This is a genomic window from Bradyrhizobium sp. CB2312, from assembly GCF_029714425.1.
Taxonomy (GTDB): Bacteria; Pseudomonadota; Alphaproteobacteria; order Rhizobiales; family Xanthobacteraceae; genus Bradyrhizobium.
In genome coordinates this window covers 6,131,449-6,158,174 of the sequence record NZ_CP121668.1, presented here as the reverse complement: position 1 = coordinate 6,158,174, position 26,726 = coordinate 6,131,449, and the positions used below count along the sequence as shown (strand labels likewise).

21 protein-coding genes, 1 pseudogene and 1 riboswitch are annotated in these 26,726 nt (G+C 64.9%); of the genes and pseudogenes, 11 read left to right on the top strand and 11 right to left on the bottom strand.

Going from position 1 to position 26,726, the window contains the following annotated elements:
• Nucleotides 1-95 precede the first annotated feature (95 nt).
• From QA642_RS30260 to QA642_RS30240, 5 genes are all read left to right on the top strand, one after another.
• A complete protein-coding gene (locus QA642_RS30260) occupies nucleotides 96-422 on the top strand; it encodes a rhodanese-like domain-containing protein (protein ID WP_008139644.1) in 327 nt (108 codons plus the stop codon).
• Nucleotides 423-430: 8 nt separating this feature from the next.
• A complete protein-coding gene (locus QA642_RS30255) occupies nucleotides 431-1,609 on the top strand; it encodes an aminotransferase (protein WP_283080111.1) in 1,179 nt (392 codons plus the stop codon).
• A gap of 7 nt (nucleotides 1,610-1,616) precedes the next feature.
• Complete coding sequence (locus QA642_RS30250; protein WP_283080110.1) at nucleotides 1,617-2,726, top strand: polyamine ABC transporter substrate-binding protein; 1,110 nt, start codon at nucleotides 1,617-1,619, stop codon at nucleotides 2,724-2,726.
• Nucleotides 2,727-3,029: 303 nt separating this feature from the next.
• Nucleotides 3,030-3,109, top strand: a riboswitch (ZMP/ZTP riboswitch).
• 38 nt (nucleotides 3,110-3,147) lie between these two features.
• Nucleotides 3,148-3,549, top strand: coding sequence for a dihydroneopterin aldolase (folB, locus tag QA642_RS30245; RefSeq protein WP_283080109.1), 402 nt, complete (start codon nucleotides 3,148-3,150; stop codon nucleotides 3,547-3,549).
• Nucleotides 3,550-3,605: 56 nt separating this feature from the next.
• Nucleotides 3,606-4,121: a GNAT family N-acetyltransferase gene (locus tag QA642_RS30240; RefSeq protein ID WP_283080108.1), complete on the top strand. Its 516-nt coding sequence runs from the start codon at nucleotides 3,606-3,608 to the stop codon at nucleotides 4,119-4,121.
• A 133-nt stretch (nucleotides 4,122-4,254) separates the two neighbouring features.
• On the opposite strand, the gene QA642_RS30235 is transcribed toward QA642_RS30240, so the two are convergent.
• Nucleotides 4,255-8,481 carry an autotransporter domain-containing protein gene (locus QA642_RS30235; protein WP_283080107.1) on the bottom strand — a complete coding sequence of 1,409 codons (4,227 nt, stop codon included), beginning with the start codon at nucleotides 8,479-8,481 and terminating at the stop codon, nucleotides 4,255-4,257.
• Nucleotides 8,471-13,018, bottom strand: a complete 4,548-nt coding sequence (locus tag QA642_RS30230) for an autotransporter domain-containing protein (protein WP_283080106.1) — start codon at nucleotides 13,016-13,018, stop codon at nucleotides 8,471-8,473. Before QA642_RS30230 ends, QA642_RS30235 begins: the two co-directional genes overlap by 11 nt.
• 283 nt (nucleotides 13,019-13,301) lie before the next feature.
• Here QA642_RS30230 and QA642_RS30225 point away from each other — a divergent pair.
• Nucleotides 13,302-13,427, top strand: a pseudogene (locus tag QA642_RS30225) (winged helix-turn-helix domain-containing protein); the annotation flags it as partial.
• 50 nt (nucleotides 13,428-13,477) lie between these two features.
• Here QA642_RS30225 and QA642_RS30220 read toward each other — a convergent pair.
• Entirely contained in the window at nucleotides 13,478-13,897 is a 420-nt protein-coding gene (locus QA642_RS30220) for a hypothetical protein (protein ID WP_283087153.1), read from the bottom strand.
• 345 nt (nucleotides 13,898-14,242) lie between these two features.
• Here QA642_RS30220 and QA642_RS30215 point away from each other — a divergent pair, with 345 nt between their 5' ends.
• The gene (locus QA642_RS30215) at nucleotides 14,243-14,941 is read left to right on the top strand and encodes a tetratricopeptide repeat protein (protein ID WP_283080105.1); all 699 of its coding nucleotides are present in this window, start codon (nucleotides 14,243-14,245) and stop codon (nucleotides 14,939-14,941) included.
• A 130-nt stretch (nucleotides 14,942-15,071) separates the two neighbouring features.
• On the opposite strand, the gene QA642_RS30210 is transcribed toward QA642_RS30215, so the two are convergent.
• The 6 genes from QA642_RS30210 to QA642_RS30185 all read right to left on the bottom strand — a co-directional run bounded on the left by QA642_RS30210 (nucleotide 15,072) and on the right by QA642_RS30185 (nucleotide 19,878).
• Nucleotides 15,072-16,004, bottom strand: a complete 933-nt coding sequence (locus QA642_RS30210; RefSeq protein ID WP_283080104.1) for a lipid A biosynthesis lauroyl acyltransferase — start codon at nucleotides 16,002-16,004, stop codon at nucleotides 15,072-15,074.
• Between the two features lie 9 nt (nucleotides 16,005-16,013).
• Nucleotides 16,014-17,291: a beta-ketoacyl-ACP synthase gene (locus QA642_RS30205; RefSeq protein WP_283080103.1), complete on the bottom strand. Its 1,278-nt coding sequence runs from the start codon at nucleotides 17,289-17,291 to the stop codon at nucleotides 16,014-16,016.
• Between the two features lie 52 nt (nucleotides 17,292-17,343).
• The gene (locus QA642_RS30200; RefSeq protein WP_283080102.1) at nucleotides 17,344-18,549 is read right to left on the bottom strand and encodes a beta-ketoacyl-ACP synthase; all 1,206 of its coding nucleotides are present in this window, start codon (nucleotides 18,547-18,549) and stop codon (nucleotides 17,344-17,346) included.
• On the bottom strand, nucleotides 18,546-19,016 hold the full coding sequence (locus QA642_RS30195; protein ID WP_283080101.1) for a 3-hydroxyacyl-ACP dehydratase FabZ family protein: 471 nt from the start codon (nucleotides 19,014-19,016) through the stop codon (nucleotides 18,546-18,548). The genes QA642_RS30200 and QA642_RS30195 overlap by 4 nt, the downstream gene beginning before the upstream one ends.
• Nucleotides 19,017-19,026: 10 nt before the next feature.
• On the bottom strand, nucleotides 19,027-19,314 hold the full coding sequence (locus tag QA642_RS30190; RefSeq protein WP_007592476.1) for an acyl carrier protein: 288 nt from the start codon (nucleotides 19,312-19,314) through the stop codon (nucleotides 19,027-19,029).
• 222 nt (nucleotides 19,315-19,536) lie between these two features.
• Nucleotides 19,537-19,878, bottom strand: coding sequence for a hypothetical protein (locus QA642_RS30185; RefSeq protein ID WP_283080100.1), 342 nt, complete (start codon nucleotides 19,876-19,878; stop codon nucleotides 19,537-19,539).
• Between the two features lie 317 nt (nucleotides 19,879-20,195).
• Here QA642_RS30185 and QA642_RS30180 point away from each other — a divergent pair, with 317 nt between their 5' ends.
• Complete coding sequence (locus QA642_RS30180; RefSeq protein WP_283080099.1) at nucleotides 20,196-20,825, top strand: ParB-like protein; 630 nt, start codon at nucleotides 20,196-20,198, stop codon at nucleotides 20,823-20,825.
• A 15-nt stretch (nucleotides 20,826-20,840) separates the two neighbouring features.
• Here QA642_RS30180 and QA642_RS30175 read toward each other — a convergent pair whose 3' ends face one another.
• Nucleotides 20,841-20,996, bottom strand: coding sequence for a hypothetical protein (locus QA642_RS30175; protein WP_283080098.1), 156 nt, complete (start codon nucleotides 20,994-20,996; stop codon nucleotides 20,841-20,843).
• Between the two features lie 277 nt (nucleotides 20,997-21,273).
• On the opposite strand from QA642_RS30175, the gene QA642_RS30170 reads away from it, so the two are divergent.
• From QA642_RS30170 to QA642_RS30160, 3 genes are all read left to right on the top strand, one after another.
• The gene (locus tag QA642_RS30170) at nucleotides 21,274-21,417 is read left to right on the top strand and encodes a hypothetical protein (RefSeq protein WP_283080097.1); all 144 of its coding nucleotides are present in this window, start codon (nucleotides 21,274-21,276) and stop codon (nucleotides 21,415-21,417) included.
• A 73-nt stretch (nucleotides 21,418-21,490) separates the two neighbouring features.
• Nucleotides 21,491-21,733 carry a hypothetical protein gene (locus tag QA642_RS30165; RefSeq protein ID WP_283080096.1) on the top strand — a complete coding sequence of 81 codons (243 nt, stop codon included), beginning with the start codon at nucleotides 21,491-21,493 and terminating at the stop codon, nucleotides 21,731-21,733.
• Nucleotides 21,730-24,282, top strand: coding sequence for a cation-translocating P-type ATPase (locus QA642_RS30160; RefSeq protein ID WP_283080095.1), 2,553 nt, complete (start codon nucleotides 21,730-21,732; stop codon nucleotides 24,280-24,282). The genes QA642_RS30165 and QA642_RS30160 overlap by 4 nt, the downstream gene beginning before the upstream one ends.
• Nucleotides 24,283-24,397: 115 nt before the next feature.
• On the opposite strand, the gene QA642_RS30155 is transcribed toward QA642_RS30160, so the two are convergent.
• Entirely contained in the window at nucleotides 24,398-26,611 is a 2,214-nt protein-coding gene (locus QA642_RS30155) for an alkaline phosphatase family protein (RefSeq protein ID WP_283080094.1), read from the bottom strand.
• Nucleotides 26,612-26,726 lie beyond the last annotated feature (115 nt).

Below are 26,726 nucleotides of genomic sequence, written 5' to 3'. Positions count from 1 at the left end.
AAGCCTTTGTAGCGCTTGATTTTCGTCTGCCGAGAGGCGAGGTTGCCGCCCGCCGGGATCGCCCCGGCGAGGGCCCCGCGACGTTGGAGGATGATGTGGCAAATCAAGTACAGGATCTGACCCCGGACGAGGTCTCCAAGGGTGTCGCGGAAGGCCGCTATCTCCTCGTCGACGTGCGCGAGCCGAACGAGGTCGAGGCCGAGGCCTATCCCTATGGCGTCGTCGTGCCGCTCTCGACCTTCGATCCCAAAGCGATCCCCGATCCGCAAGGCAAAGAGGTCGTGTTCGCCTGCCGCTCCGGCAAACGCTCGGTGACGGCCTCGCTCGCGGCTCAGGCGGCGGGCCTGCCTTACGACAAGCACCTGGCCGGCGGCATGCTCGGCTGGAAGGCGGCGGGTCTTCCCAGCAAGGTCGGTGGCTGATCGGCCCGATGTCGAAAAGCTCGTCCCTGAACAAGGTCTTCGCCGACCTTCCTGTCACCATCTTCGAGGCGATGTCGCAGGCCGCGCGCGACAATGCCGCCATCAATCTCGGCCAGGGCTTTCCTGACGATCCCGGCCCGGAGGATATCCGCCGCGCCGCGGCCGAGGCGTCGCTGAACGGCTACAACCAGTATCCGTCGATGATGGGCTTGCCTGAGCTGCGCCAGGCGATCGCGACCCATTACGGCCACTGGCACGGGCTCAAGCTCGATCCGATGAGCGAGGTGATGGTGACCTCCGGCGGCACGGAGGCTTTGACCTCGGCGATCCTCGCCGTGGTCCAGCCCGGCGACGAGGTGGTCTGCTTCCAGCCGGTCTATGATTCCTATCTGCCGATCATCCGCCAGGCCGGCGGCATTCCGCGCCTCGTCCGGCTCGAGCCGCCGCACTGGCGGCTGAATGAGGACATGCTGAAAAGCGTGTTCAATTCAAAGACCAAGGCGGTGCTGTTCAACAACCCCTTGAATCCCTCTGCGGTGGTCTATCCGCGCGAGGACCTCGAGCTGCTCGCGCGCTACTGCCAGGAGTTCGACGTCATCGCGATCTGCGACGAGGTCTGGGAGCACGTCACCTTCGACGAGCACAAGCACATCCCGCTGATCACCATTCCCGGCATGCGCGAGCGCACCATCAAGGTCGGTTCGGCCGGCAAGATCTTCTCGCTGACGGGCTGGAAGATCGGCTTCGTCTGCGCCGCGCCACAGCTGTTGCGCGTCGCCGCCAAGGTGCACCAGTTCCTGACCTTCACCACCGCCCCGAACCTGCAGGCCGCCGTCGCCTACGGCCTCGGCAAGTCCGACGACTACTTCCTGTCGATGCGTAAGGATTTGACGCGGAGCAGGGACCGTCTGACCAAGGGCCTCGAGAGCCTCGGCTTCCCCGTGCTGAAGTCGCAAGGCACCTACTTCCTCACCGTCGACCTGTCGCCGCTCGGGCTGAACGAGAGCGACACCGAGTTCTGCTGGCGTATCGTGAAGGACTACAAGGTCGCCGCGATCCCGGTTTCGGCGTTCTACGAGCAGGACCCGGTGACCTCGGTGGTGCGCTTCTGCTTTGCCAAGAAGGACGAGACCCTCGACATCGCGCTGGAGCGGCTGTCGGACGCGGTGCGTGGACGCAAGAGGTAGGTTTGAGATGACGAACGTCAGCCGCTCGGGATTTTGCCTTGGTCTTGCAATCGCCGCGCTGACGTTGCTTTCGCCTCCCGCCGGGGCCGAGGAACGCGTCGTCAACTTCTACAATTGGTCCAACTACATGGCGCCGGATGTCCTTGAGGCCTTCACCAAGGAGACCGGCATCAAGGTGGTCTACGACACCTTCGACGCCAACGAGACGCTGGAGACGCGCCTGATGGCCGGCAAGTCCGGCTATGACGTCGTGGTGCCCACGGCCTATTTCCTGCAGCGCCAGATCAAGGCCAACATCTTCCAGAAGCTCGACAAGTCGAAGCTGCCGAACCTCGCCAACGCCTGGCCGATGGTGACCAGGCATCTTGCGACCTACGATCCCGGCAACGACTTCGCTGCGAACTATATGTGGGGTACGACGGGCATCGGCTACAACGTCGCCAAGGTGAAGCAGATCCTCGGCCCCGACGCGAAGATCGACAGCTGGGACATCGTCTTCAAGCCGGAGAACCTCGCGAAATTCAAAGACTGCGGCGTGCACATGCTGGACTCCGCCGACGACATCTTTCCGGCGGCGCTGAACTATCTCGGGCTCGATCCGAACTCGACCAAGCAGGCCGACCTCGAGAAGGCCGCAGACGTCGTCGCCAAGGTCCGCCCGTCGGTGCGCAAGTTTCACTCGTCGGAATATTTGAGCGCGCTTGCCACCGGCGAGATCTGCTTCGTGGTCGGCTGGTCCGGCGACATCATGCAGGCCCGCGCCCGCGCGGCGGAGGCCAAGAGCGGCATCGAGATCGGCTACACCATTCCGAAGGAGGGCGCGCAGATGTTCTTCGACAATCTCGCGATTCCCGCGGATGCCAAGAACGTCAAGGAGGCCTACGAGCTGATCAACTATCTCTACCGCCCGGATGTCGCCGCCAAGAACTCGGACTTCCTGTCCTACGCGAGCGGCAACCTCGCCAGCCAGAAGCTGGTCGATCCAAAGATCCTGAACGACAAGAACATCTATCCGGACGAGGCGACGCTTGCAAAACTGTTCGTCATCACGGCGCGCGAGCCGGCCACCCAGCGCATCATCAACCGGCTCTGGACCAAGGTGAAGACGGGGCGGTAGGCGCTCCGGGATCACTCTCAAAACCAAATCCTGCAAAACAACCCCATGCACAGTAGAACTGCGACCGGCGGCGTTGCCGGCGGTGGCAGTGCTTAAGTTGCGGTGCGATCTGGTCTAATCGATGCGCGGGCGCAAGGACGTGAGGCAGCTCCCGAGCGGCGAGAAATCAACCGCTGGGCGCGCCTGACGTCATCAGGCTCCGGTCGTTTGACTCGTCGGGCAAAACAGGAGCAGAAGAGTATCCTGCCGCCTCCCGAGCAGGAACGATGTTCATTGTGGGCATTGCGGAAAGCTGATATCGTTTAGACCTCGCGTGACTGGCGACGTCGGATGGAGCACCATCGGGAAGCGCGGGGCAATTGCCGCTCGCCTGGGCGATTTGGGGAAACCCCGAATCAAAATGCTTCATCCGGAGCTGCCCATGCTGACGTCGATCAAAATCACCGGACTTCAGACTTACGGCTATCACGGCCTGTTCGAGGAAGAGCGAACGCTCGGACAGAAATTCAGTTTCGATATTTCCGCCGATCTGCAAGAGGTCCGGACGCACCTCAGTGACGATCTGGATTCTTCAGTGAGATACGACGCCGTCGTTGATGAAGCCGTGCAAATTGCTGGGTCAGGCAAGTTCCAGACTCTGGAGGCTCTGGGCGAGACGATCGCTGCAGGTCTGCTGCGGCGCTTCATCAGGATGGATAGCGTGACAGTCGCCGTTGCGAAATCCAGTCCGCCGATTGCTCATGCGATAGACCAGGTCGGCGTCCAGGTCAGCCTTCGACGCGCCGACCTCGCATTATGCCAGGGCGAGATCGCCGGCGCCTGACACCCTCCAATGTCTTGGAAATGACTTCTGGGCTCATGATCTCGGGAGGGATGCGCATGGCGGCGCCAACACATATGGAGCCAAATTGGACAATTCGGCCGTTCCGGCCTGGTGACGCGCTAGCGGTCCGGCGGCTCATCGAATCCGTCTGGCGCGAGCATTTTCACGAACACCCGGACGCCTTCGTCCGGGACTTCATTTATTCGCGCCTGTCGGACGTCGACAACGCGGACACGGTCTACGCCGATCGAGCTCTCTTTTTGTGCGCGATTGCCGAAGGCGCAATCATCGGCACCGGCGCAATCAAGGGTTTCAACGATCGGGAGTGCGAAATGGTTCGCATGTTTGTCGCCCCAATCTACCGAGGCCGCGGCATCGCGCGGACGATCGCCGATGGCCTCATCAGCTTTGCCGGGAATGCGGGATACGATCGTATACGCTTGTCCAGCAACAACGCGCTGACGGCCTCGCATCGGCTTTACGAAAGGATGGGCTTCCAGCTCACGGCCTCATGGGACCCGGGCGGCGAGGCCCACTCACGCTATTACGCTCTCCGGATCGGTGGAAGATGAAGAGCATCGCAGCAGACAAGATACCCGAGCGCTTCTGGCAAGTCAGGTACGATCCCAACCACGATCCCGACACACCGACGCTGCCGGACCTTTCCGAGAGTCCCAACTGTCAGAGGCTCCGAAAAATGCCCGCCTACCATTCATAACGCACCGTGCCCTTGCCCGTGTAGGTCTGCGTGCTCTGGGAGAACTCACCCTCGACGGTGCCTGCGAGCGACAGGCCGTTCCGCCATTTCATCTCGGCGCGGCCGCCGACCAGCGCGGAGTCTGCTGCCGGTTGCGCGCCGTTGACTGTGAACGCTGCGCCGGGGAGCGTCTGGAAGGCGGCGTTCACGAGGCGGCTGGTGTTGGTGTCGTGCGCCCAGGCGAGCCGGCCGCGCAGCGTGAGCACGCCGTCATTGACGAGGAATCGCTGGTCAGTGCGGGCGCCGAGCTCGGTGCGGACATTGGTGGTGTCCTGCGCGGTGTAGGACAGCGCGAACTGGTTGCTGCCGACGATCGCGGTTTCGCCGTAGCCGGGGACGTGGAAGGTGGTCGCCTGCACGGCTGCATAGGGCGTGACGCCGAAGCTGGAGGCGGGGATCGGTGCGAAGCGCCAGCCGGCTTCGAGGCGGCCGGCGAAGGTGCTGGCCTTGAAGTTGGCGGTGAGCTTGTCGGTGCCCGACACCGTCACGGTGCGGTCGGTGGTGACGTCCTGCCAGCCATAGGCGAGGGCGGCGGAGAGGTACGCCGGTCCAAAATTGTGGCGGGCATAGAAGCCGGCCTGGAACAGATCGGCGCGGCCGCTGCCGAGACTGTCGGACAGCGCAAAGTTGTAGCCGGCGCCGCCGAGCGCGAAGCCGAGCAGCGTGTTCGGCGAGACGCGATAATCGGCGCCGACCACGGTGCCGTAGATGTGGCTGGTGGTGGTGCTCGAGCCGGCCGCAGTGTTGCCATTCAACGTGCTGGCGCCGCCGTAAGCAGAGGCCCACACGCCCCAGCGCCGGTCGACGACGTCGCCGCTGGCGTCGCGGGGTGTCACCGCGGCGTAGGCCTCGCGCACCCTGGCGTCGGCATTGCCGGTGGACGCGTAGCCCATTGCTCCGCCATCGCCGGCGGTCGCGCCACGCTCGCCATCTGTGCCGCCACCACCGAGTGGATCGAGCATGCCCACGAACTGCTGCGTGGCATTGAACGCGGCTTGCGTGCCGGCGGCGCCGGGCTGGCCGGAGACTTGGCTGAGCCCGTGGTTGAGCTGCGGCTGGCCCATGTTGAGCAGCGCATCGAAGCCGGCCGGCGGCGTCCCGCCGCTCGCGACGGCTCCGTTGATGGCGCCGGCAACGTTGCTCTGGTTGGCGCCGGTGCCGGCCGGTAGCACGATCGCGCTGGGATCGAGCACGAGGTAGACGTTGTTCGGATCGTCGGTGAGGTGCGGGTTGCGGGTGGGGCTGAAGCTGCCGCTCACGCTCAGTCCGGCGAACTTCGTTCCGCCGAAGCCGCCGGTCGCATTGAGGATGGTGTAGGTCTGGCTGCGGAAGCTGCCGGGCAGCGCCACCGCCTGCACGGTGGCGCCGGTGAGCGTCGCCGTGCCCGAGACGTTGGTCCGGTCCGCGGCGGTCGTGGAGACCTCGACCCGGTAGAAGCTGCCTGCACCGAAGGCGAGGCTGCCGCTGACGGTGAGGGTGCCGATGGAATTGCCCGGCGACAGCGTGCCGCCGCTCGCGATCGTCGTATTGCCGACGATGCCTGTGCCACTGAGCGTGCCGCCGCTGTTCACGGTGACGCTGCTGGAGGACGCGATCGAGCCGTTCACCGCCAGCGTGCCGTCGTTCACGATCGTCGCACCGGTGTAGGTATTTGCGCCCGACAGCGTCAACGTGCCGCTGCCGCCCTTGGTCAGCGCGCCGTTGCCCGCGAGATTGGCGTCGATAATGCCGGCTCGTACGTCGAACAAGCCGGACGATGACAGCGTGCCGTTGGTTATGCGACCGCCCGTCACCGTCACGCCGCCGTCCTGGGTCTGGGCCGTGCCGCCAAGATCGAGCGTGCCACCCGCAACAGTTGTGCCGGCACTGCTGGCGCCCAGCGTGCCGGCGCCCGCGATCTTCAGCGTGCCCGCATTGATTGTGGTGCCGCCGGTATACGCATTGGTCCCCGACAGGGTCAGCGTGCCGGAGCCGATCTTCACCAGCGAGCCGCCGGCGCCGTTGATATCGCCGCTCACCTCGGTCGAGAGATTGTTCGAGCCGACGGTTAGCTCATTGGCACCGAGCAGGTAGAGGCCAGCGCCCGCGATGGAACCGGCGCTGATTTTGTTGTCGCCGTTGGGGCCCGCGGCGGGACTGAAATCGACCAAGCTGCTGGCATTACTGATGATGACCGCGTTGCCGGCTGTGCTGTTGGCGAAGAACGTTATGCTGCCGTTGTTGGTGATGGTTGCGTTGCCGCCAGTGGCGGAGCCGTAGAATGCGATGCCGCCATTGTTGGTGATATTAGCGCTCGCCGCCGTGCTGCTGTCCCGGAAGTACAGAGCATTCGCGTTCGTGATGGTTGCGCCGCCGGCGCTGCTGGCGTCGAGGAAATTCATGGTGCCAGAGCCGACGTTGGAGATCGTGGCGCTGCCCGCCGTGCTGTTGTCCCTGAAGAGCCCGAAATATTCGTTCGTGATGGTTGCGCTGCCGGCGCTGCTGGTGTTGAAGAAAGTCAGCGTGGCGCTGCCGGTGCTGACGATTGTGGCGTTACCGGCCGTGCTGGTGTCGCGGAATTCCAGAGTGCCGCTGCCGACAGTGGTGATGGTCGCGGCACCAGCCGTGCTCCCATCAAAGAATCGCAAGTACTGACCGTTGGTGAGGGCCGCGTTGCCGGCCGAGCTGCTGCCGTGGAATTCCACACGGTCGCGGTTGCTGATGTTGGCGCTGCCAGCGGTGCTATTGTCGTCGAAAATGAGGAGGTGGTTATTGGCGATCGTGGCGTTGCCAGCCGTGGAGTTCGCATTGAACGACAGAGTGCCGTCGCTGACGATCGTGGCGGTGCCCGCCGTGCTGTTGTCCAAGAAATGGATGATGGCGTGGTTGGTGATCGTCGAACTGCCGGCCGTGCTCGATTGGTTGAAGGTGATGGTGCCGGTGTTGGTGATGCTGGCGCTTCCGGCCGTGCTCGAGCCGCCGAAATACATATTGTAGTTATTGACGAGGGTGGCGCTGCCAGCCGTGCTGTTGTCGACGAAACTCAGCAACATATTGTTGGTGATGGTCGCGCTGCCAGCAGTGCTGCTTTCGCCGAAAATCGTCATGGCAAAGGAGCCGCTGTTGGTGATAGCCGCGTTGCCGGCGGTACTTGAGCCGTTGAAGGTCAAGGTGCCGATGTTGGCGATTGTTGCGCTTCCGCCCGTGCTGCGGTCGTAGAAGTTGACGGTGCCGGCGGCCGTGTTGGTGATGGTTGCGCTCCCGGCCGTGCTGTCGTCGTAGAACGAGAGGCCGCCGCTGTTTGAGATATTGGCGGAGCTGGCGCCGCTTCCGTTGTGGAAGATCGTGGTTCCGCTGTTGGTGATGCTGGTGATGCCGCTGGTGTCGCCGTTGAAGACGCTGAACGTGCCGCTGACGCCAACGGTGACGGGCCCCAGAATGGCGCCGCCGCCGGCGGCACTGCCGAGCTGTAACGTGCCGCCGTTGATCGTGGTGCCGCCGGCATAGGTCTTGGCGCCCAACAAGGTCAGCGTGCCGCTGCCGATCTTGACCAGCGAGCCGTTTAGAATATCGCCGGTCACGGCGGTCGACAGATTGTTGGAGCCGACCGTCAGTTGGTTGCCGGCGAGGTCGAAGTACCCGCTGCCCGAGATCGAGCCGGCCGTGACGGGACCGGTCGTGGCAAACTCGATTTGACCGTTGTTGTTGATGGCGGCATTGCCGGCCGTGCTGTTGCCGGAGAACACAAGGTCGGCGAGGTAGTTGATGTTGAGGGTAGCGTCGCCGGCGGTGCTTGAACCGGTGAACGATGACGACATGGCGAAGTTGTAGTTGATCGTGACACTACCGCCGTTGACCGTGATGCCGGCACCCGTGAAGTTCAGCGTGCCGACGTCAAACGTGTAGCTCGAGGCGCCGGCATTGAAGGTCCAGCCGCCGACGCTGGCGCTGGAGATCACCAGGCTGGTGGTATCAGAGGTGCCGAAGGAGGCCGTGCCGACCGGCACGAAAACGCCGTCCCAGTTGGAGCCGGTGCCATAGTCGTTGCTGCCGGGGGAGGCGAGCCAGGTGCCATCCGACGCGGCGCGCGCCGGCCCGACCGGCAGCGCCCAGGCCAGGGCCAGCGCCGACGACGTCAGCAGCGCGGCCCGCAGGTGGCGGGTCGCTGCGAGACGATCTTTCCGCTTACCACTCATAACGCACCGTGCCCTTGCCCGTATAAGTCTGCGTGCTCTGCGAGAACTCGCCCTCGACTGTTCCAGCGAGCGAGAAGCCATTCCTCCACTTCATCTCGGCGCGGCCTCCAACGAGTGCGGAGTCGGCCGCCGGTTGCGCGCCGTTGACCGTGAACGCCGCGCCGGGGAGCGTCTGGAAGGCGGCGTTCACGAGGCGGTTGGTGTTGGAATCGTGCGCCCAGGCGAGTCGGCCGCGCAGCGTGAGCACGCCGTCGCTGACGAGGAAGCGCTGGTCGGTGCGCGCGCCGAACTCGGTGCGGATATTCGTGGTGTCCTGCGCGGTGTAGGACAGCGCGAACTGGTTGCTGCCGACGATCGCGGTTTCGCCGTAGCCGGGGAGGTGGAAGGTGGTCGCCTGAACGGCTGCATAGGGCGTGACGCCGAAGCTGGAGGCGGGGATCGGTGCGAAGCGCCAGCCGGCCTCAAAGCGGCCCGAGAAGGTGCTGGCCTTGAAGTTGGCAGTGAGCTTGTCGGTGCCTGAGACCGTCACAGTGCGATCCGTGGTGACGTCCTGCCAGCCATAGGCGAGGGCTGCTGAGATATACGCCGGCCCGAATGTGTGGCGGCCGTAGAAGCCGGCCTGGAACAGATCGGCGCGGCCGCCGCCGAGACTGTCCGACAGCGCAAAATTGTAGCCGGCGCCGCCGAGCGCGAAGCCGAGCAGCGTGTTCGGCGCGGCGCGATAATCGGCGCCCACGACGGTGCCGTAGATGTGGCTGGTGGTGGTGGTCGAACCTGCCGCGGCGTTGCCGTTCAACGTGCTGGCACCGCCATAGCCGGAGGCCCAGACGCCCCAGCGGCGGTCGACGACATCGCCGCTCGCGTCGCGCGGCGTGACTGCTGCGTAAGCTTCGCGCACTTTTGCGTCGTTTGGTGCGGTGGAAGCATAGCCCAGCGTCCCGCCGTCGCTGGCCGTGCCGCCGCGCTCGCCGTCCGAGCCGCCGCCGAACGGATCAAGCATGTCCACGAACTGCTGCGTGGCATTGAACGCGGCCTGCGTGCCGGCGGCGCCGGGCTGGCCGGAGACCTGGCTGAGCCCGTGGTTGAGCTGCGGCTGGCCCATGTTGAGCAGCGCATCGAAGCCGGCCGGCGGCGTCCCGCCGCTCGCGACGGCTCCGTTGATGGCGCCGGCCACGTTGCTCTGGTTGGCGCCGGTGCCCGCCGGCAGCACGATCGCGCCGGGATCGAGCACGAGGTAGACGTTGTTGAGGTCGTAGGTGAGATGCGGATTGCGGGCGCCGGGCGCGAAGCTGCTGCCGGTGAGGCTGGCGAAATGTGTTCCACCGAAGCCGCCGCTGGCGTTCAGGATGGTGTAGGTCTGCTGCCGAAAGCTGCCGGGCAGGGCGACCGCCTGCACGGTGGCGCCGGTGAGCGTCGCAATGCCGGTGACATTGGTGCGGTCGGCGGCGCTCGGCGAGACCTCGACGGTGTAGAAGCTGCCGGCGTTGAAGGTCAGGTTGCCGCTGACGGTGAGGGTGCCGACGGAATTGCCCGGCGCCAGCGTGCCGCCGCTCGCGATCGTCGTGTTGCCGACGGTGCCGGTGCCACCGAGCGTGCCGCCGCTGTTCACGGTGACGCTGCTGGAGGACGCGATCGAGCCGTTCACCGCCAGCGTGCCGCCGTCGATCTGGGTCGCGCCGGTGTAGGTGTTGACGCCCGACAGGGTCAGCCTGCCGGTGCCGACCTTCACCAGCGAGGCGCCGGTGCCGCCGCCGGATCCGCCATCGGCAAGCACGCCGGTGACGTTGGTCGACAGGTTGTTGCTGCCGACCGTCAGCTCCTTGCCGCCGAGGTCGAAGGTGCCGCCACCGGCGAGCGAGCCGGCGCTGAGCTTGTTGTCGCTGTTCGGGCCGGTGCTCATCGAGAAGTCGAAGACGGCGCTGGGCGTGCCGTTGATGAGCTGTGCGCTGCCGGCCGTGGCGTTGCCGTCGAACAGTACGTTGCCGTTGTTGGTGATGGTGGCGCTCCCGGCCGTGGCGTTGGTATCGAAGGTCAGCTGCGCGTTGTTGGTGATTTGAGTGCCGCCGGCCGTGGCATTGCCGCTGAACACCAGCGTGCCGGCAGAAATCGTCAGGGCGGACAAATTGTCCGCGCCGGTCAAGGTCAGCGTGCCGGCGCCGGACTTGGTCAGCGCGCCGCCACTGAGATTCTGGCTGATGACGAAATTGTTGGCTGCCGCTGCAATCTCCAGCGTGCCGCCGCCGGCACCGAAGGAGATGCTGCGCGTGGTGGCGTTGAAAGCGGTGCCTGCTATCTGCAAGGTGCCGCCGTTGAAGGTCAGGCTGCCCGCGAGGTCGCCGAGATTGGCGTCCGAGGAGACGCTGACCGTTCCGCCGGCGAAGGTGGTGCCGCCGATATAGGTGTTGGTGCCCGAAAGCGTCAGCGTGCCGGTGCCCGTCTTCACCAGCGAACCGCCGGTGCCGCCGAAGTAGCCGCCATCGGCGATCACGCCGCTGACGGTGGTCGACAGATTGTTGCCGCCGACCGTCAGCTCGTTGGCGCCGAGTGAGAAGGTGCCGTTGCCGGCGATCGAGCCGGCGCTGAGCTTGTTGTCGCCGTTCGGGCCGGTGCTGCCGGAAAAATCGAAGCCGGCGCCCGGGTCGTTGTTGATCAGCTGCGCATTCCCCGCGGTCGCGTTGTTCCGGAAATAGGTCGTTCCGATGGAATTGTGGAAGGGACCGCCGCCATTGTTGGTGATGACCGCGTTGCCGGCCGTGCTCCAGCCCATGAAGAGTAGATTATAGGTGTTGGTGATGGTCGCGCTGCCAGCCGTGCTGACGCCGACGAACGCCATCGAAAAGTTGTTGGTGATGGTTGCGCTTGCGGCCGTGCTCGAAGCATTGAAGTTCAAGGTGCCGTTGTTGGTGATGCCGGCGCTTCCCGCCGTGCTTGTTTGGCTGAAATTGATTGTGCCATCGTTGTTGATCGTCGCGTTGCCGGCGGTGCTGGTGCCGTAGAACGTCGTGGAGCCGCCACTGGTGTTGGTGATGTTTGCGCTGCCGGCAGTACTGGTGTTTAAGAATTGCAGGCCGCTGTTGTTGGTGATGCTCGCGCTGCCTGCCGTGCTGGAGGCGTAGAAATACAGCGTGCCGTTGTTGGTGATGGCGGCGTGGCCCGCCGTGCTGGTGTCAACGAACTCCATGGTGTTGGTGTTGGTGATGGTGGCGCTGCCCGCCGTGCTGGTGCCAAGGAAAAGCAGCTCGCCGTTGTTGGTGATGGTGGCGCTGCCCGCCGTGCTGGTCTTGTAGAAAGCCGTGGTGGCATTGTTCGTGATCGTCGTGATGCCGCTTGTGTCGGCGTTGAGGATCCTGAACGTGCCTCCACCACCGACGGTGACCGCCCCCAGAATGGAGCCAACCCCACCGGTGTTATTGCCAAGCCATAGTTCGCTACCGAGGCCATTGACGGTGGTGCCGCCGGTATAGGTGTTGGCGCCGGTCAGGTACAAGATGCCCATGCCGGTCTTGACCAGCGAGCCGCTGCCGGAGATGACGCCGCTGACCTCGGTCGAGGAATTGTTGCTGCCGACCGTCAGTTCGTTGCTGCCGAGGTTGTAGGAGCCGGCGCCCGCGATCGAGCCGGCGCTCACCTTGCTGTCGTTGTTCAACCCGGCAGTATAGGTGAAGTTTACCACTCCTCCGGCATTGTTGATGAGGGCGGCATTGCCCGCCGTGCTGGAGTTGTAGAAAGTCAGGGTGCCGTTGCTGTTGTTGGTGATGGTGGCGTTGCCCGCCGTGCTGGTGCCAAGGAAATCCACGACGTGGTTGTTGGTGATGGTGGCGCTGCCCGCCGTGCTGCTGCCGTAGAATTGCAGGGTGCCGTTGCTATTGTTGGTGATGGCGGCATTGCCAGCCGTGCTGGCCTCGAAGAAAGTCACGCTGCCGTTGTTGGTGATGCTGGCATTGCCAGCCGTGCTGGTCAGGTAGAAATTCAGCGCGCGGCCGCCGTTGTTGGTGATGGCGGCGCTGCCCGCCGTGCTGGTGTCGTGGAATTCCAGAGTGCCGTTGTTGGTGACGGTGGCGCTGCCGGCGGTGCTGCTCTGTGTGAACGATAGGCTTCCACTGTTGTTGATGGTGGCGCTGCCGGCGGTGCTTGAACCACTGAACGTGTTGAGGGCCCCGCTGTTGGCGTAGTTGATCGTAACGCTGCCGCCGTTGACCGTGATGCCGGTGCCGGTGAAATTCAACGGACCGCTGACGTCAAACGTGTAGTTCGAGGCGCCGGCGTTGAACGTCCAGTCGCCGACGCTGGCGCTTGAAATCGTCAGGCTGGTGGTCGCAGAGGTGCCGAAGGAGGCCTCGCTGACAGGCACGAAGCGGCCGTCCCAATTGGATCCGGTGCCATAGTCGTTGCTGCCGGGCGAGGCGAGCCAGGTGCCATTCGACGCGGCGCGCGCCGGCCCGGCCGGCAGCGTCCAGGCCAGGGCCAGCGCCGACGACGTCAGCAGGGCGGCCCGCAGGTGGCGGGTCGCTTTGAAATAATGTTTCCCCGTCCTCACCACTTCCCCCAACACGCGGGTCCCGAGTCCTCGACAGGATTCTTCGCACCGGGCGGGAGTGGTGTCCTGATAAGGGGTTGGCTAGTTTCTGAAAGTTTCTGATATTTCAGTTTCAGACCCGATTTCCGGGCATTTTCGGCAGACTTCCGCTATATGGGCCACCTTGAGAGACGTTTTGGGGGATAGCTTGCTTCGTTTCGCCGGCTTCGAGCTGGACCTGCAGCGCGCGGAGCTGCGCGGGGCCGATGGCGCTCCGATCAAGCTCCGGCCCAAGACGTTCGAGATGCTCCGGCTCTTTGCCACCAGCGGCGGCCGCGTGCTGAGCAAGCAGGAGCTGATGGAGGCGGTCTGGCCGAACGTCCATGTCGGCGAGGACAGCCTGTTTCAATGCATCCGAGAGCTTCGGAACGCGCTCGGCGACGACCGGCGGCAGCTGATCAAGCTCGCCTCCGGCGGCGGCTATCTGCTGGCGGCGGAGGTTGAGGCTGCGCCCGAATCCGGCCCGGTGCAGGCCGAGGAGACCCGGCCGGACCCCGGCGACGAGGTCGCGCCCCTGCCGCCGGCCGAGGTTGCTGTGCCGCCCGTGAGGCCGCGGCGCGCGATGTTCGGCTTGAGCCGGCAGGCCACGGTCGCCGCCGTGGCCGGGCTCTGCGTGATCGTCATGGGGCTTGCGGTTGCCGCGCCCGTGCTGAAGCCGGACCTTCTGTTCAGGCGAGCGCCGCCGCGGCTCGCCGTGATGCCGATCGCTGATGACAGCAACGACCCGCGTGGCGCGGCGATGGCGGCAGACGTCACCGCCCGCCTCACGGATGGTTTTGCCAAGATCCAGAACATCAGCGTGGTTGCGCCACGATTGACGGTCGCCGGCGGCGAGAGCAAAGCTTCCTCCGCCGGATCATCCGATTACGAGCTGCATGGTGAGTTGCAGCATGGCGATCGATCCTGGACGCTGCGCGCGCGTATCATCAAGGCCGCCACTGGCGAGGTTCAGTCGGTCGTTGCAGCTTCGGTCGCCGCGGACGATGCGGACGCGCAACTCGCGCAGTCACGGCTGGTCGCCGGCGTCGGTCATGTGCTCGCGCGCCGTCTCAACGAGATTCTGGAGCCGCGCGTATCGTCATCTGCGAGCCGCAAATCCTCGGTCGGCGGCGACAAGAGGCCGTCGAGCAGGCGCTCGCCTCGATCAACCAGACCACGCGCGAGCGTTTTGGCGCGGCGCAGGCCATGCTGCAAAAGGCGCTCGCTGACGATCCTGACAATCTCGACATCGCGGTCGCGCTCGCCTCGCTGCAGATGCGCGGCATCCAGATGGTCTGGTTCGGCCCGGAGGAGGCTGCTGCGGTCGAGGCGAGGGCCAATGCGACGCTCGAGCAGGCGCTGCGGTCGAAGCCGAATTCGATTCCGGTGCTCGAGGCCTATTGCCGCTTCCTCAGCGCGACCAACCATTTCGTCGAAAGCCTCGTCACCTGCGCCAAGGCCTTGAGCTTCGATCCGTGGAACGGGTCTGCGCTCTATCTGATCGGGTTGGGCCAGATCTATCTCGGCCGCTTCGACGATGCGCTCGCGACATTCCAGCAAGCCGATCGTTACGACACGCCACCGGCCTCGCGCTGGACCTGGTTGCTCGGCGCAGGCACGGCGCATGCCTTGATGGGCCGCTACGAGGAGGCGCTGCCGTGGCTGCAGCGCTCGATCGCCATCACGCCGGGAACCGGCCGCTCGCATTTCCTGCTCGCTGCTGCCTATCAGAGAACGGGCCGGGCCGAGGAGGCGAAGGCCGCGATTGCGGAGGGATTGCGCTTGCGGCCCGGCACGACGCGGCAAAGCGTCTGGCCGCCGATGAAGAACGCAAGTCCGGTTTGTATCGCGGCCTGGGAGCGTGTCGTGCAGGCCGAGGTGGATGCAGGATTGCCGGAGCAGTGAGGGGCGGCGCAGGCGGCGTGCTCAGTCGTCATGCCCGGGCTTGTCCCGGGCATCCACGTCCTTGATCTCGCCTCTGGAAGCGCGTGGATGGCCGGGACAAGCCCGGCCATGACGGAGAAAGCAGTGCTGGCTACCGCCACCTTCTGTGCAGCCACAGCCACTGTTCGGGATGCTCGCGCACCCAACTCTCCACCACGCTGGTGACTGCCTGCATCGTGCCCTGGATGTCGATCTTGCCGTCGGCATCGCGCACCGGCGGGATTTCCTCGGTCAGCTCGCCGGTGAAGCGGCCGTCGGGCAGGCGGATGATGCGGACGCCGTGGATGGGGCATTCGACCTGGCGGAGCAGGCGGGCCAGCGTCGGGTTGGCGCGGGTCTTGCGGCCGAAGAAGGTGACCTCGACGCCGCCGGTCAGATACTGGTCGATCAGCATCGCGACATGCTTGCCCTCTTTCAGCGCCTGACCGAGCCGGAACGGGGCGTCGCGGCCCGCCGGGATCAGCGTGCCCATGTTGACCTGGCGCATCTCCTGGATGATGCGGTCGGCGGAGGCGATGTTCGGGCGGCGATAGAGGATCGCGGCGTCCAGCCCGTGCGCGACGCCGGCGAGCGCCGGCAATTCCCAATTGGCCAGATGCGCGGCGAAGATCAGCGCTGGCTTGCCGTCGTCGCGGATCTGGTTGAACAGCTCGATGCTGCGCGCCGGGATTTCGATCCGGCTTTTCTCCGGATGGTCGCGGTCGTAGTCCCAGACGTGGTCCATATGGGCGAATTCGGCGCCGACGCGGCCGAGATTGTCCCACACGCCCATCAGGATCTGCTCGATCTCCTCCGGCGATTTCTCGGGAAACGCCGCGGTGAGGTTGGCGCGGCCGATGCGATGCTCGCGCAGGCGCGGCCCGATCAGCTTCGTCATCCGCGCGAAAAAGTCCGAGGTCTTGACCGGATCGAAATAGCGCGTGGTGCGCAGCATGCCGACGGTGGCAGCGCCGATCAGGCTTCCGCTGATCGATTTGGCAGCATTGCGTGCGCGGATCTTCGTGCCGAGAGAAATCAGCGCCATGCGTCCGGTTCAGGCCGGTTCGCGCGTGAGGATCAGCGAGGCGTTCTGGCCGCCGAAGCCGAACGAGTTCGACATCACCGCGGTGACGCGGGCATCGCGCGCCTTGTTGCCGACGACGTCGAACAGGATCGTGGGATCCGGATTGTCGTAGTTGATCGTCGGCGGGATGCGCTGATGCTCGAGCGTGAGCAGCGAGAAGATCGCCTCCACTGCGCCTGCGGCCGAGATGGTGTGGCCGACCATCGACTTGTTGGAGGTGACCGGGATCTTCTGCGCGAGATCGCCGAACACGGCCGATGTCGTGTTGAACTCCATCTTGTCGTTCTCGGGCGTCGCGGTGCCGTGCGCGTTGATGTGGTCGATCTGGTCCGGCGTCATGCCGGCATCGGCCAGCGTCTTGTTCATGCAGCCGATGATCGGCTTGCCGTCGGGCGAGGAGCGGGTGCGATGGAAGGAATCGGTGAGCTCGCCGCAGCCGGCGATCACGCCGAGGATCTTCGCGCCGCGCGCAGTTGCCGCCTCATAGCTTTCCAGCACGAGCGCGCCGGCGCCTTCGGCCATGACGAAGCCGTCGCGGTTCTTGGAGAAGGGACGGGAGGCCGCCTGCGGCGGATCGTTCTGGGTCGACAGCGCCGAGAGCAGCGAGAAGCGCACCAGCGCTTCCGGATTCACGGTGCCGTCGGTCGCAACGCACAGTGCAGCATCGGTCTCGCCGCGGCGAATCGCCTCGACGCCGAGCTGGATCGAGGTGGCTCCGGACGCACACGCCGTCGACAGCGAGATCGGCGAGCCCTTGGTGCCGAAGGTCTCGGCGAGGTGGGCTGCGACCGAGCCGAACATGAAGCGGTGGTGATAGGCTGTGTACTTGCCGCCGCCGGAGATGCGCAGCAAATCGTCATAATTGATGTCGAGCGCGCCGACGGCGCGGCCGAGCTCGCGGCGCTGCGGCCATTCGACCTCGACAGGCGCAACCGCCAGGAAGAGGGGGCCCGGGAAATCGGCCTTGGCGCCGATGCCGGCCTGCTCGAGCGCTTCCTCCGTCACGATCTCGGCCATCCGTTCGGACAGGGCGGTGGAGGAGAACGGATCGACGCTGACAAAATCGACGGTACCGGCCATCGTGGTCTTCAGGCCCTCGATCGGAAAGCGGGTGATGGTGCGAATGCCGGATTCGCCGGCCACGAGCTTGGCCCAATTGTCGGCCTTGCCGGCGCCGAGCGAGGTCATGATGCCCATGCCGGTGACGACGACGACGGGACGCCCGAGTTTGTCGCGTGGTGCAGTCATGTCGTTCCCCCGATAGAGCTACAGCGTCATCCAGCCAAAGCGCGAACGCGCTTCAGCTCACCGCCTCGACCAGCGCCATGCCTTCGCCGCGCCAGTGTCCGGCTCCCACGACAACAATCTGGGTGGGCGCCCCCTGCATTTCAATCTCGGTCCCGGTCGAATCGTTCGGCGGGAACAGCGCGCCGCGCGAGATCGACAGCGCGGCGAGCGCGATGCCGAGCGGGAACTGCGTTTCCATGGTGTGACCGAACATCGTGCCGGTCGCGCGGACCGGGAAGTCGGCATGGTTCTTCAGGAAGCTGCGCTCCTCGCTGGTCGCGGGCTCGGTGCCGGTCGCGCCCGAGATGATCGCGCCCTTGCCCTCGCGCTTCGGCAGCTTTTCCCAAAGCTTCTCCAAGGTCGCGGCCATGTCGCCCGGCTGCTTGCGCCGGGCGAGGTCGGCAACGACGCTCGTCAGCTTTGCGAACGGCTTGGCGCCGCGCGCTTGTGCATGCGCCTTCGATTCCAGCACCAGGAAGGCGCCGGCCGAGCCGAGCGCGAAGCCGGCGTGGTCCTTGCGCGCCCAGACGGGCGCGAACTTGTCCTTCAAATTGAAGTCGCCGAATTCGTAGAGGACCATCAGGTCCTTGCGCTCGCCATTATGCGAGCCGCCGACCAGCGCAATGTCGCTCTCGCCCGAGGCGATGCGCGCAAGCGCAATGCGGGCCGCATCTGCGCCCGCGACCTCTTCGCCCATGAAGGTGCGCGAGGTGCCGCCCAAGCCGTGCACGATGGCGATGTTGCCGGCGAGCAAATTGGAGAGCTGCGCCAGGAACAGCGTCGGCCTGAGGTCGCTCATCAGCCGCTCATTGAGGAAACCGGGCGCGTTCGCCCCCTTGGCCTCGGCCGAGAGCACGCCGCTGTCGACGTTGAGATCGCGCTCGCCGCCGCCGGCGGCGACCACCATGTCGATCTTCGCCAGGATGTCCTTGTTGCCCTTGATTCCCGCGGAGTCGAGCGCCAGGCCGGCAGCGTAGGTGCCGATGCGCTGCCAGGCTTCCATCTGGCGCTGGTCGCCCTTCTTCGGGATCTGGCTGTCGAAGGAGACGGGCATCAAGGGATGCACGACGTTGGGCGCAAAGCCCTTCTCGTCGACATTGATGCGCTTGTCTTCAAGCGCGGCCCAGTTGGCGTCCAGGCCCTCGCCGAGCGAGGTGGCAAGCCCAATGCCGGTGATCCAGACTTCCGTCTGGCCGGGCTTCGAAGCAGTCTCAGTCATGGCGATACGGCCTGTTGCGGAAATCCGACGCGCTGGGCGACCTGCGCCATGTATCCGCGCATATCCGCATTGGGGAAGGGGATCAGCGTAAAAGTGAGCGTCGAATTCGCGCGCAGCTTGCCGCCAACCCTGATCTTGGCCTCGGTCATGGCGTAGCCGGAACCCTCATGGGCCAGCGTGGCCTCGATGCTCATGAGGTCGCCTGGGAACACCGAGCCGCGGACCTTGGCCTCCTTGACGGCGGCCAGGATCGGCATGCGCTCGAACTTGAACACGCCGAGTTGAAGCCAGCCCGAGGCCTGCGCCATCGATTCGATCAGGAGCACGCCAGGCATCAGGGGATAGCCCGGGAAGTGCCCCTCGAAGATGGTGCTCTCCTTCGGAACCTGGGCCTCGACGACGATCGTCTTCTCGTCGACCTTGAGGTCGACGATGCGATCGATCATGTGGAAGTATTCGAGTTGCATGACTGCGCCCTTAGGCGCTCGCGCCCTTGGCCGCAACCAGTTCGTCGATGCGGGCGCACAGATTCTTCAGCACGAAATACTGCTCGGTGGTCGCCTTGCCGTCGTTGACCTCCTGGGTCCACTTTTCCAGCGGCAGCTTGATGCCGAACTGCTTGTCGATCGCAAACGCGATGTCGAGAAAATCGAGGCTGTCGATGCCGAGATCGTCGATGGCATGGCTATCCGGCGTGATCGTGTCGCGCGGGATGTCGCAGGTTTCAGCGATGATCGTGGCGACCTGATCGAATGTGGAAGACATCACTAAGCCTTTGATATATTGCGGATATTTGTCAGATTTCCAGAGTGGCACGGTGGGCGGGCATCGCGCCCCAGATGACGCCCTCAAACCCCCCTCTGGCCGGGTCGAAAGCCCGTATATCGGAGCGCCGCCCCGAGTTCAATGGAGCCGGACGGGCCCCTCGGACAGGGCTGGGGATGCTTGCCGGAGCCGTTTCGGGCCGGGACCGGCGGGGGGATGGGCCTAGATATGCGGCGTCGTGATCTTGACGCAGTCGCGGCGGCCCATCAGCACGCAATCCTGGGTCCGCCTGAGATCGGCGATGCTCACCGCGAGCCAGATCCCGATCGCGGTCAGCGCGACGGTGAAGGCGAGGGCGGCGATGTTGGCGAGCATACGGTGGCGGAAATCGTCCGGCTCGGTGCGGGGCTGCTCGTAGCGCGACAGGTCGAGCTGCTCGGGCGTAACGCGCAGCGGCTGCACGGTACCGCTGCCCCGGTGGACCGTCGGGGAGGGCGAATTGCGCGGCCTGAACTGGAGCACCCGGTGCTCGTCATCAGAGCTTATGGGCCGCTGGGTCTTCATGTGTGAGGATCAACTCCGAAGCAGCGATTTTTAGATAGCACACGTGGTGAAGGCGTTGCAGAAAATCTTCTCAATGCACGCGTGCATTATGCGTTCGCACTATTTCGGCGGGACCCTGTGGACGAGCGCGGAGCCGGTTGTCATCTCTGAGTCAGGAAGGTGCGGTTTGCGCTGCAGCAACGGCCACGGCGTTATCGCGTATACATCGGCTTGTGACCCCGCTGCCGGAACCGAATGCATTTTCCCGCTAACGGGCCCGTGTCATAATCCGGGAACCGGGACCACCGGTTGCGAAACGATGCGAGGGATCTTCGACCATGACCACCACCAACGCGCGCGAGCCGAGAGTGCATCCGGTGCCGATCCTGTCGTTGCGGCCGACGCAGATGACGGTCGGCATGCGGGAGGTCAAGGAGAAGCGCAAGCGCTGGCGCGAGCATGGCAAGAAGAAGCAGTCCGATCTGCTCGGCACGCACATGATCCCCGTCGTCTACGGGCCGGACCTGCGCTACTACGTGATCGACCATCATCATCTCGGCCGCGCGCTGCATGACGAGGGCATCAAGGAGGTGCTGGTGACCGTCGTCGGCGACCTCCGGATGGTCGAGCGCGAGGCGTTCTGGGGCGTGATGGACAACAAGCGCTGGGTCTATCCCTACGACGCCAAGGGCGAGCGCCGTCCGTTCCGCGATCTGCCGAAATCGGTCGCCGATCTCAAGGACGACCCGTTCCGCAGCCTTGCCGGCGAGCTCCGCCGCATGGGCGGCTTTGCCAAGGACACCACGCCGTTCTCGGAATTCCTGTGGGCCGACTTTCTGCGCCGGAAGCTGACGCGCAAGGCGGTGGACGCCAATTTCGACAAGGCGCTGGAAAAGGCATTGTCATCGGCCAAGAGCAAGGATGCAATCTATCTGCCCGGCTGGTGCGGTCCGGCGGACGATGATTAGGCGTCAGCGCCCATATCAATCGCGTTGGAAGATCTTGGCGCCGGGATAGGCGCGACGGGCGTAAGTGACGACCAGCGCGCGGTCCTGGGTGTCCAGGAAGGGCGTTCGGATCTGGCTCGATCCGACGAAGAGGTGCCACAGGCCATTGAGCTTCCGGATGACGATTTTCATCTGCGTAATTCCTCGATACCTCCGCACTCCAGCAAACGCCGCCTGTCGCGGCGGTCCTGCTAATCGCGATCGTCATCGCGCGTGCGAAATTCCCGATGCGGCCCGCGTCCGCTGCAAGACAATCGCGATACTTCGTTAGTTGGTCACGGCGCGCGGCCCGATAAGGTGGCTCTCATCACAGCCGCTTGAGCGACATCATTTTCCGCAGCGACGAAACCGTCCTGAAACAGAGCCGCCCCATGTGTTGGGGGTAGTCGAGCTCACACAGGAGGCCGTAATGCGCCGTCTGGTTTTCGCCGTTGCCTTGCTCGCAGTTGCCTCGGCAGGAATATCGGCGTCGTTCGCCGCGGTACACCACGCCAAGACCTTGACGTTTGCCGAGCGCTTTGCTCCGGCGCTCGATCTGATGGCGAAGCAGTAGCGGTATCCGCTTCAGGGCAGGCTTGATCTGCCGCAAAATCCGGGCCGTGGCGTCCAGTTAAGGTACGCCCCGCATGATCGGCTACGGCGCGCTGCGCCCCGATATCGAGGGCGCGGGCTCCAGGTCATGCCAACCTGGAGGCGTGGCCATGAGTCTGATCTTTCGCATTCTCTTTGTCGCGGCCGGCGCCATTACCGCGCTGTTCGTCGCGCGCGACGCGCTCAACTTCACCATCATCCAGACCTTCGTCGCCATCCTGCTCGTGACCGCCGCTCTGGGCGCCGGAACGCTTTGGAGCCTGCGGCGGAAGACGTGAGCGGCACGGCGAGCACGCGACCATCCGGGCTGAGCCAGGCCGAGGCCCGGGCGCGGCTGGAAAAGGACGGCTACAACGAGCTGCCTCGGCCCGAACGACGCAACCCCTTGCGCATCGTCGTGGAAGTGCTCCGCGAGCCGATGCTCTTGCTGCTCCTTTGCGGCGGGCTGATCTACCTCGTGCTCGGCGACCTCAAGGAGGCGCTGATCCTCCTCGCATTCGGTGCGATGTCCATCGTGATCACGGTGGTGCAGGAGACCCGGACCGAGCGCGTGCTCGACGCCTTGCGTGACCTGACCAGCCCGCGCGCGCTCGTGGTGCGGGACGGCACGGCTCAGCGAATCCCGGGCCGTGAGGTCGTACGCGGCGACCTCCTCGTCCTTGGTGAAGGCGACCGGATTCCAGCCGACGCTGTCCTTGTCGACGCGCGCGATTTGCAAATCGACGAGTCCCTGCTGACGGGCGAGTCGGTGCCGGTCAGCAAGCTGGTCTTCGACAAGGGCGCTGTGGTCGATCACCGGCCAGGCGGGGAGGATCAGCCCTTCGCGTATTCCGGCTCGCTTGTCGTGCGCGGCGAGGGACGGGCGTTGGTCGAGGCCACCGGACCGCGCAGCGAGATCGGGAAGATCGGTCTGTCGCTGCGTGGCTTACAGGCCGAGCCGCCCCGGCTTCAGCAGCAGACCGCAAGACTGGTGCGGCTTTGCTTCCTCGGCGGGCTTGCGGTCAGTCTGGCCGCCATTGCGCTCTACGGCGTCTTGCGGGGGGATTGGCTGCAAGCATTGCTTGCGGGCGTCGCCATCGGCATGTCGATGCTTCCGGAAGAGTTTGGCGTCGTGCTCACGGTCTTCATGGCGATGGGAGCATGGCGGATTTCGCAAGCCCGCGTTCTGACGCGGCGAGGCGCAGCCATCGAGGTCCTCGGTTCTGCGAGCGTCCTCTGCACCGACAAGACCGGAACACTGACGCAAAATCGGATGTCTGTCGCAGAACTACGACTGCTCGATGGAGCACGCATGCGCCCGGCGGCAGCCCGATCAGATCGCGTCAGGCCCGAATTTGTCGAGTTGGCGCGCTGCGGCGCCCTGGCGAGTTCGCTGGACCCGTTCGATCCGATGGAGAAGGCGCTGCACCTGTTTGCGCGCGATGCGTTGCGGCACGACGAGGCGCCGGATCGCGAGAGGGCGCTCGTGCGCACCTATGGTCTGCGCCCTGAACTGCTCGCCATGACGCAGGTCTGGCGGACGTCCGTCCGGGCGGACCTCCTCGTCTGCGCCAAAGGCGCGCCTGAGGCGATTGCGCGCCTGTGCAGGCTCAGCGACGCGGGTCAAGAGACGGTGAGAGATGCCGTCGGCGCAATGGCAAAGGACGGGCTTCGCGTGCTCGGAATGGCGGTTGCCATCTGCGAGGACGCGGCACTCCCGCCGTCCCAGGAGGCTTTCGCGTTTCGCTTTGTCGGCCTGGTCGGGCTTGCCGATCCGCTGCGCCCCCATGTGCCCGAGGCGGTTCGTGAATGCCGTGCGGCGGGGATTCGCGTCGTCATGATCACGGGCGACTATCCGGCGACGGCTGTTGCCATCGCGAGCCAGGCAGGGATCGACGTCCGGGACGTCATGACTGGCGATCAGATCAAGCTGGCGGACGATCTGGAGCTTGCGGAGCGCGTCCGGCATGTGAACGTGTTCGCACGGGTGCTGCCGGAACAGAAGTTGCGCATCGTCGAAGCCATGAAACGCAACGGCGAGATCGTGGCGATGACCGGTGACGGCGTCAACGACGCTCCCTCGCTGAAAGCGGCCCACATCGGCATCGCGATGGGAGGGCGCGGGACTGACGTTGCGCGGGAGGCGTCTTCGATCGTCCTGCTCGACGACGATTTCGACTCGATCGTGTCGGCCATTCGCCTGGGCCGCAGAATCTACGACAATCTGCGCAAGGCGATGGCCTTCATCTTCGCCGTTCACGTCCCGATAGCGGGGCTTGCGCTGCTCCCACTGGTGCTAGGGCTTCCCCTGATTCTTGGGCCCGTTCACATCGCGTTTCTGGAATTGATCATCGATCCGGTCTGCTCACTCGTGTTCGAGGCCGAGCGCGAAGAGCGCGATGTGATGTCGCGTCCGCCGCGGCGGGCCGATTCCGAGCTGTTCTCGTGGCCATTGGTCGGCTGGAGCGTTCTGCAGGGTGCGCCGTCCCTTGCGCTGATTGCCGTCATCTTCGTCGTCGCGCTTCGCTCCGGGGTGCCCCCGGACGAGGCGCGGGCGCTCGCCTTCGTTGCGCTGGTCGTCTGTGTCGTCGCACTGGTTCTGGTCAACCGGTCTTTCAGCGCATCATTCCTGTCGGCATTCTTCCGTCCCAATCGCGCACTGCTCTGGATATTCCTGTCGATCGCCCTCATCCTCGCCACCACGCTGTTCTGGCCTCCGGTCACCGCGCTGTTTCGATTCGGACCGTTGCATCTGAACGATCTGATGGTCCCGCTTGGTGCGGGACTGCTGGTGCTGACAGCGCTGGAATTTCTGAAGCCGCTCTGGGCGCGCCGGCTTCGGTTCTAGTTGATCGGATAAGACCATTCGAGACAGGACGGCATCCAGGAGTGGAACCCGCGGCCGCAAGAAGCCGATGGGCGCTGCTGGGCGTCCATCGGCTGAGTCTTCACTGCGGCCTGCTTCAGCGCAGGATCTCGCGCAGCACCTCGCCGTCGACCTGGTGCGGCCTGACGCCGAGGATCTGCATGATCGTCGGCGCGACGTCGAGGTTGCGCATGCGCCGGATCGTGGTCTTGCGGATATCGGGACCTGCGGCGATGAAGGTCGCGCTCATCACCGGCAGCTCGGGATCATGGCCGTGCGCGCCGTAGAAGTTCGGCATCGACAGCATGGTCGTTGCCGCGTTGAACGCGGGGTCGCCGAGGCGCGCGACGCCGGGGTTCTGGATGCCGTCGAAATTGTAACCCGGCGCCATCAGCGCGAACACATCGCCGAAATCCTGGCCGATGGTCTTGCTGGTGCACAGCCCGGTTCCGGCGTTGCATTGCAGCGGCCGGGTCTCCACTACGTTGAAGATGCGTCCACTGTCGAGCGAGTAGTTGAACTTCGGATTGGGATCGACCGCGTTCTTCACTGCGTCAGCGATCTGCGCGACCAGCGCCTTATAGGTCGAAAGATCGACGGTGCCGCCCTGTTCGCGGTTCTGGAGGTTGACGTAGATGTTGACCGCCGGACCCGAGGTGCGGATCGCGAGCTTCGTGGTGTCGATGCCGGCGTTCTTCAGGATGTTGGTCATGCTGACCGAGGTGTGGAACGGGGCGAAGCCGTGGTCGGAGACCACGATGACGTTGCTGTCGGAGCCCGCCGCATCGGCGATCTTCTTCACCGCCTTGTCGGCGACCTGATAGGCGAAGCGGATGTAGGAGGCGTAGCGCTTGACCTTGGCAGGATCCTGGCCGGCGCCGATCGAGTTCGGATCCTTCGGGTTGGTGCCCTGGCGCGGATCGGTGAGCAGGAACTGATGCTCGGAGCCGTCCGGCTGCTCGATATAGACCATGACGAGGTCGGCGTCGGGATGATTCTGGATCGCGCGCTCACCGATCTCGGCCTGGTAGCGCACGAAGGTCTTGACCATGTCCTCGAACATCGCCTCGATCTCGATGTCGGGGAAATTGGTGAAGCCGGGGCTCAGCCGCTCCGGAATGCGGAAATCGGCCTGCGGACGCCAGAAGCCGATGTTGTTGTTGATGTCGTCGACATCGGCCAGCACCGGCGTGTTGCGCGGGATGTAGTTGGCACCGTAGCGGGCGAAGCGCACCACGGAGAGATCGGGCGACAGCTGCGAGACGTAATAGGCGGCACCGACCTTGGCGCCGCTGCCCTCGAAGAAGAACGGCGCGTTCTCGTCGCCGAACTTGGCATAGGCAGGTCCGGTCGAGGGAGCGTGGAACGGTCCTCGCTTGATGCCCTGCGTGGTATCGAAGAACACCAGCGTGTCGTAGTTCACCTTGTTGTCGTTGGTGGTGTCGATCGCCGCGACGCGGATCGAATATTTGACGTCGAACGTCGCCGCGTTGCTGGAGCAGGTCGAGGTCTGCGCCGAGGAGCACGAGAACGACTCGATCGGGTTGGTCGTCACCAGCACCGGGCTGAAGGAGAAATGGCCGGCTGCCTGGAGTCCTGCGACGACGCCGGCATCGGGCGCGAAGTCGGATTGGGTCAGCGAGAAGCCCTGGGCGGAGAGGCCGCCGAACGCACCGAACGGCACGGTGTAGTTGGTCACACGGGTCGGCTGCGCCGGTTGCACCACGGTGCCGTTGATGGAGATGTCGGCGCCGTCGCCGCCGGGCCAGGTCGCGGTGGCGACTTTCTTGCCCTGCTGGCGGAGCTGCACCCACAGCGGTTCGGCCGTCGGGTGCGGCGAAGGCCCGAGCGGGCTCTCCTGATAACCGCCAATCGGGGCCGCGAAGCCGCTGATGCTCGAGGAGATCGGCGCGACGGCGGCCTGGAACGTGTTCGAGGGGATGTCGTTGTGAACCGCGTTCGAGCCGGTGGCGATCTCGATATGCGACACTGCCGTGAGCGATGGCGAGGCCGTCACGTTCTGCAGCGCCACTGCGCCGTGGCGGCTCAGCCGCGCCAGGCCGCCGTCACGCGGCAACACGCCTTCCTCGATGAATTGCTGGATGAAATTGGGCTTGGCGCCGTCGAGCGAGATCAGCACGACCTGCTTCGACTTGTGGCCATGATGGCCGCCACCGTGATCGCGATTGCGGAAATTGCCGAAGTCGCGGTCCTGGTCGTCATCGCCCGCACGCACAGGCGTCGCAACACCGGCCAGCGATGTGGCGAGCGACATCGCCGCAATCAGGGAAAGAAGAATCTTCTTGTTCATGTGATCGCCCCCAGGCTGACTGCGCAATCTGCGCGGATGTTGTCTGCAACGGGGAGCGATTATCGAGTGCGGCCGACGACGCGCATGTGACACGTGCACGTCGAAGCGATTACGC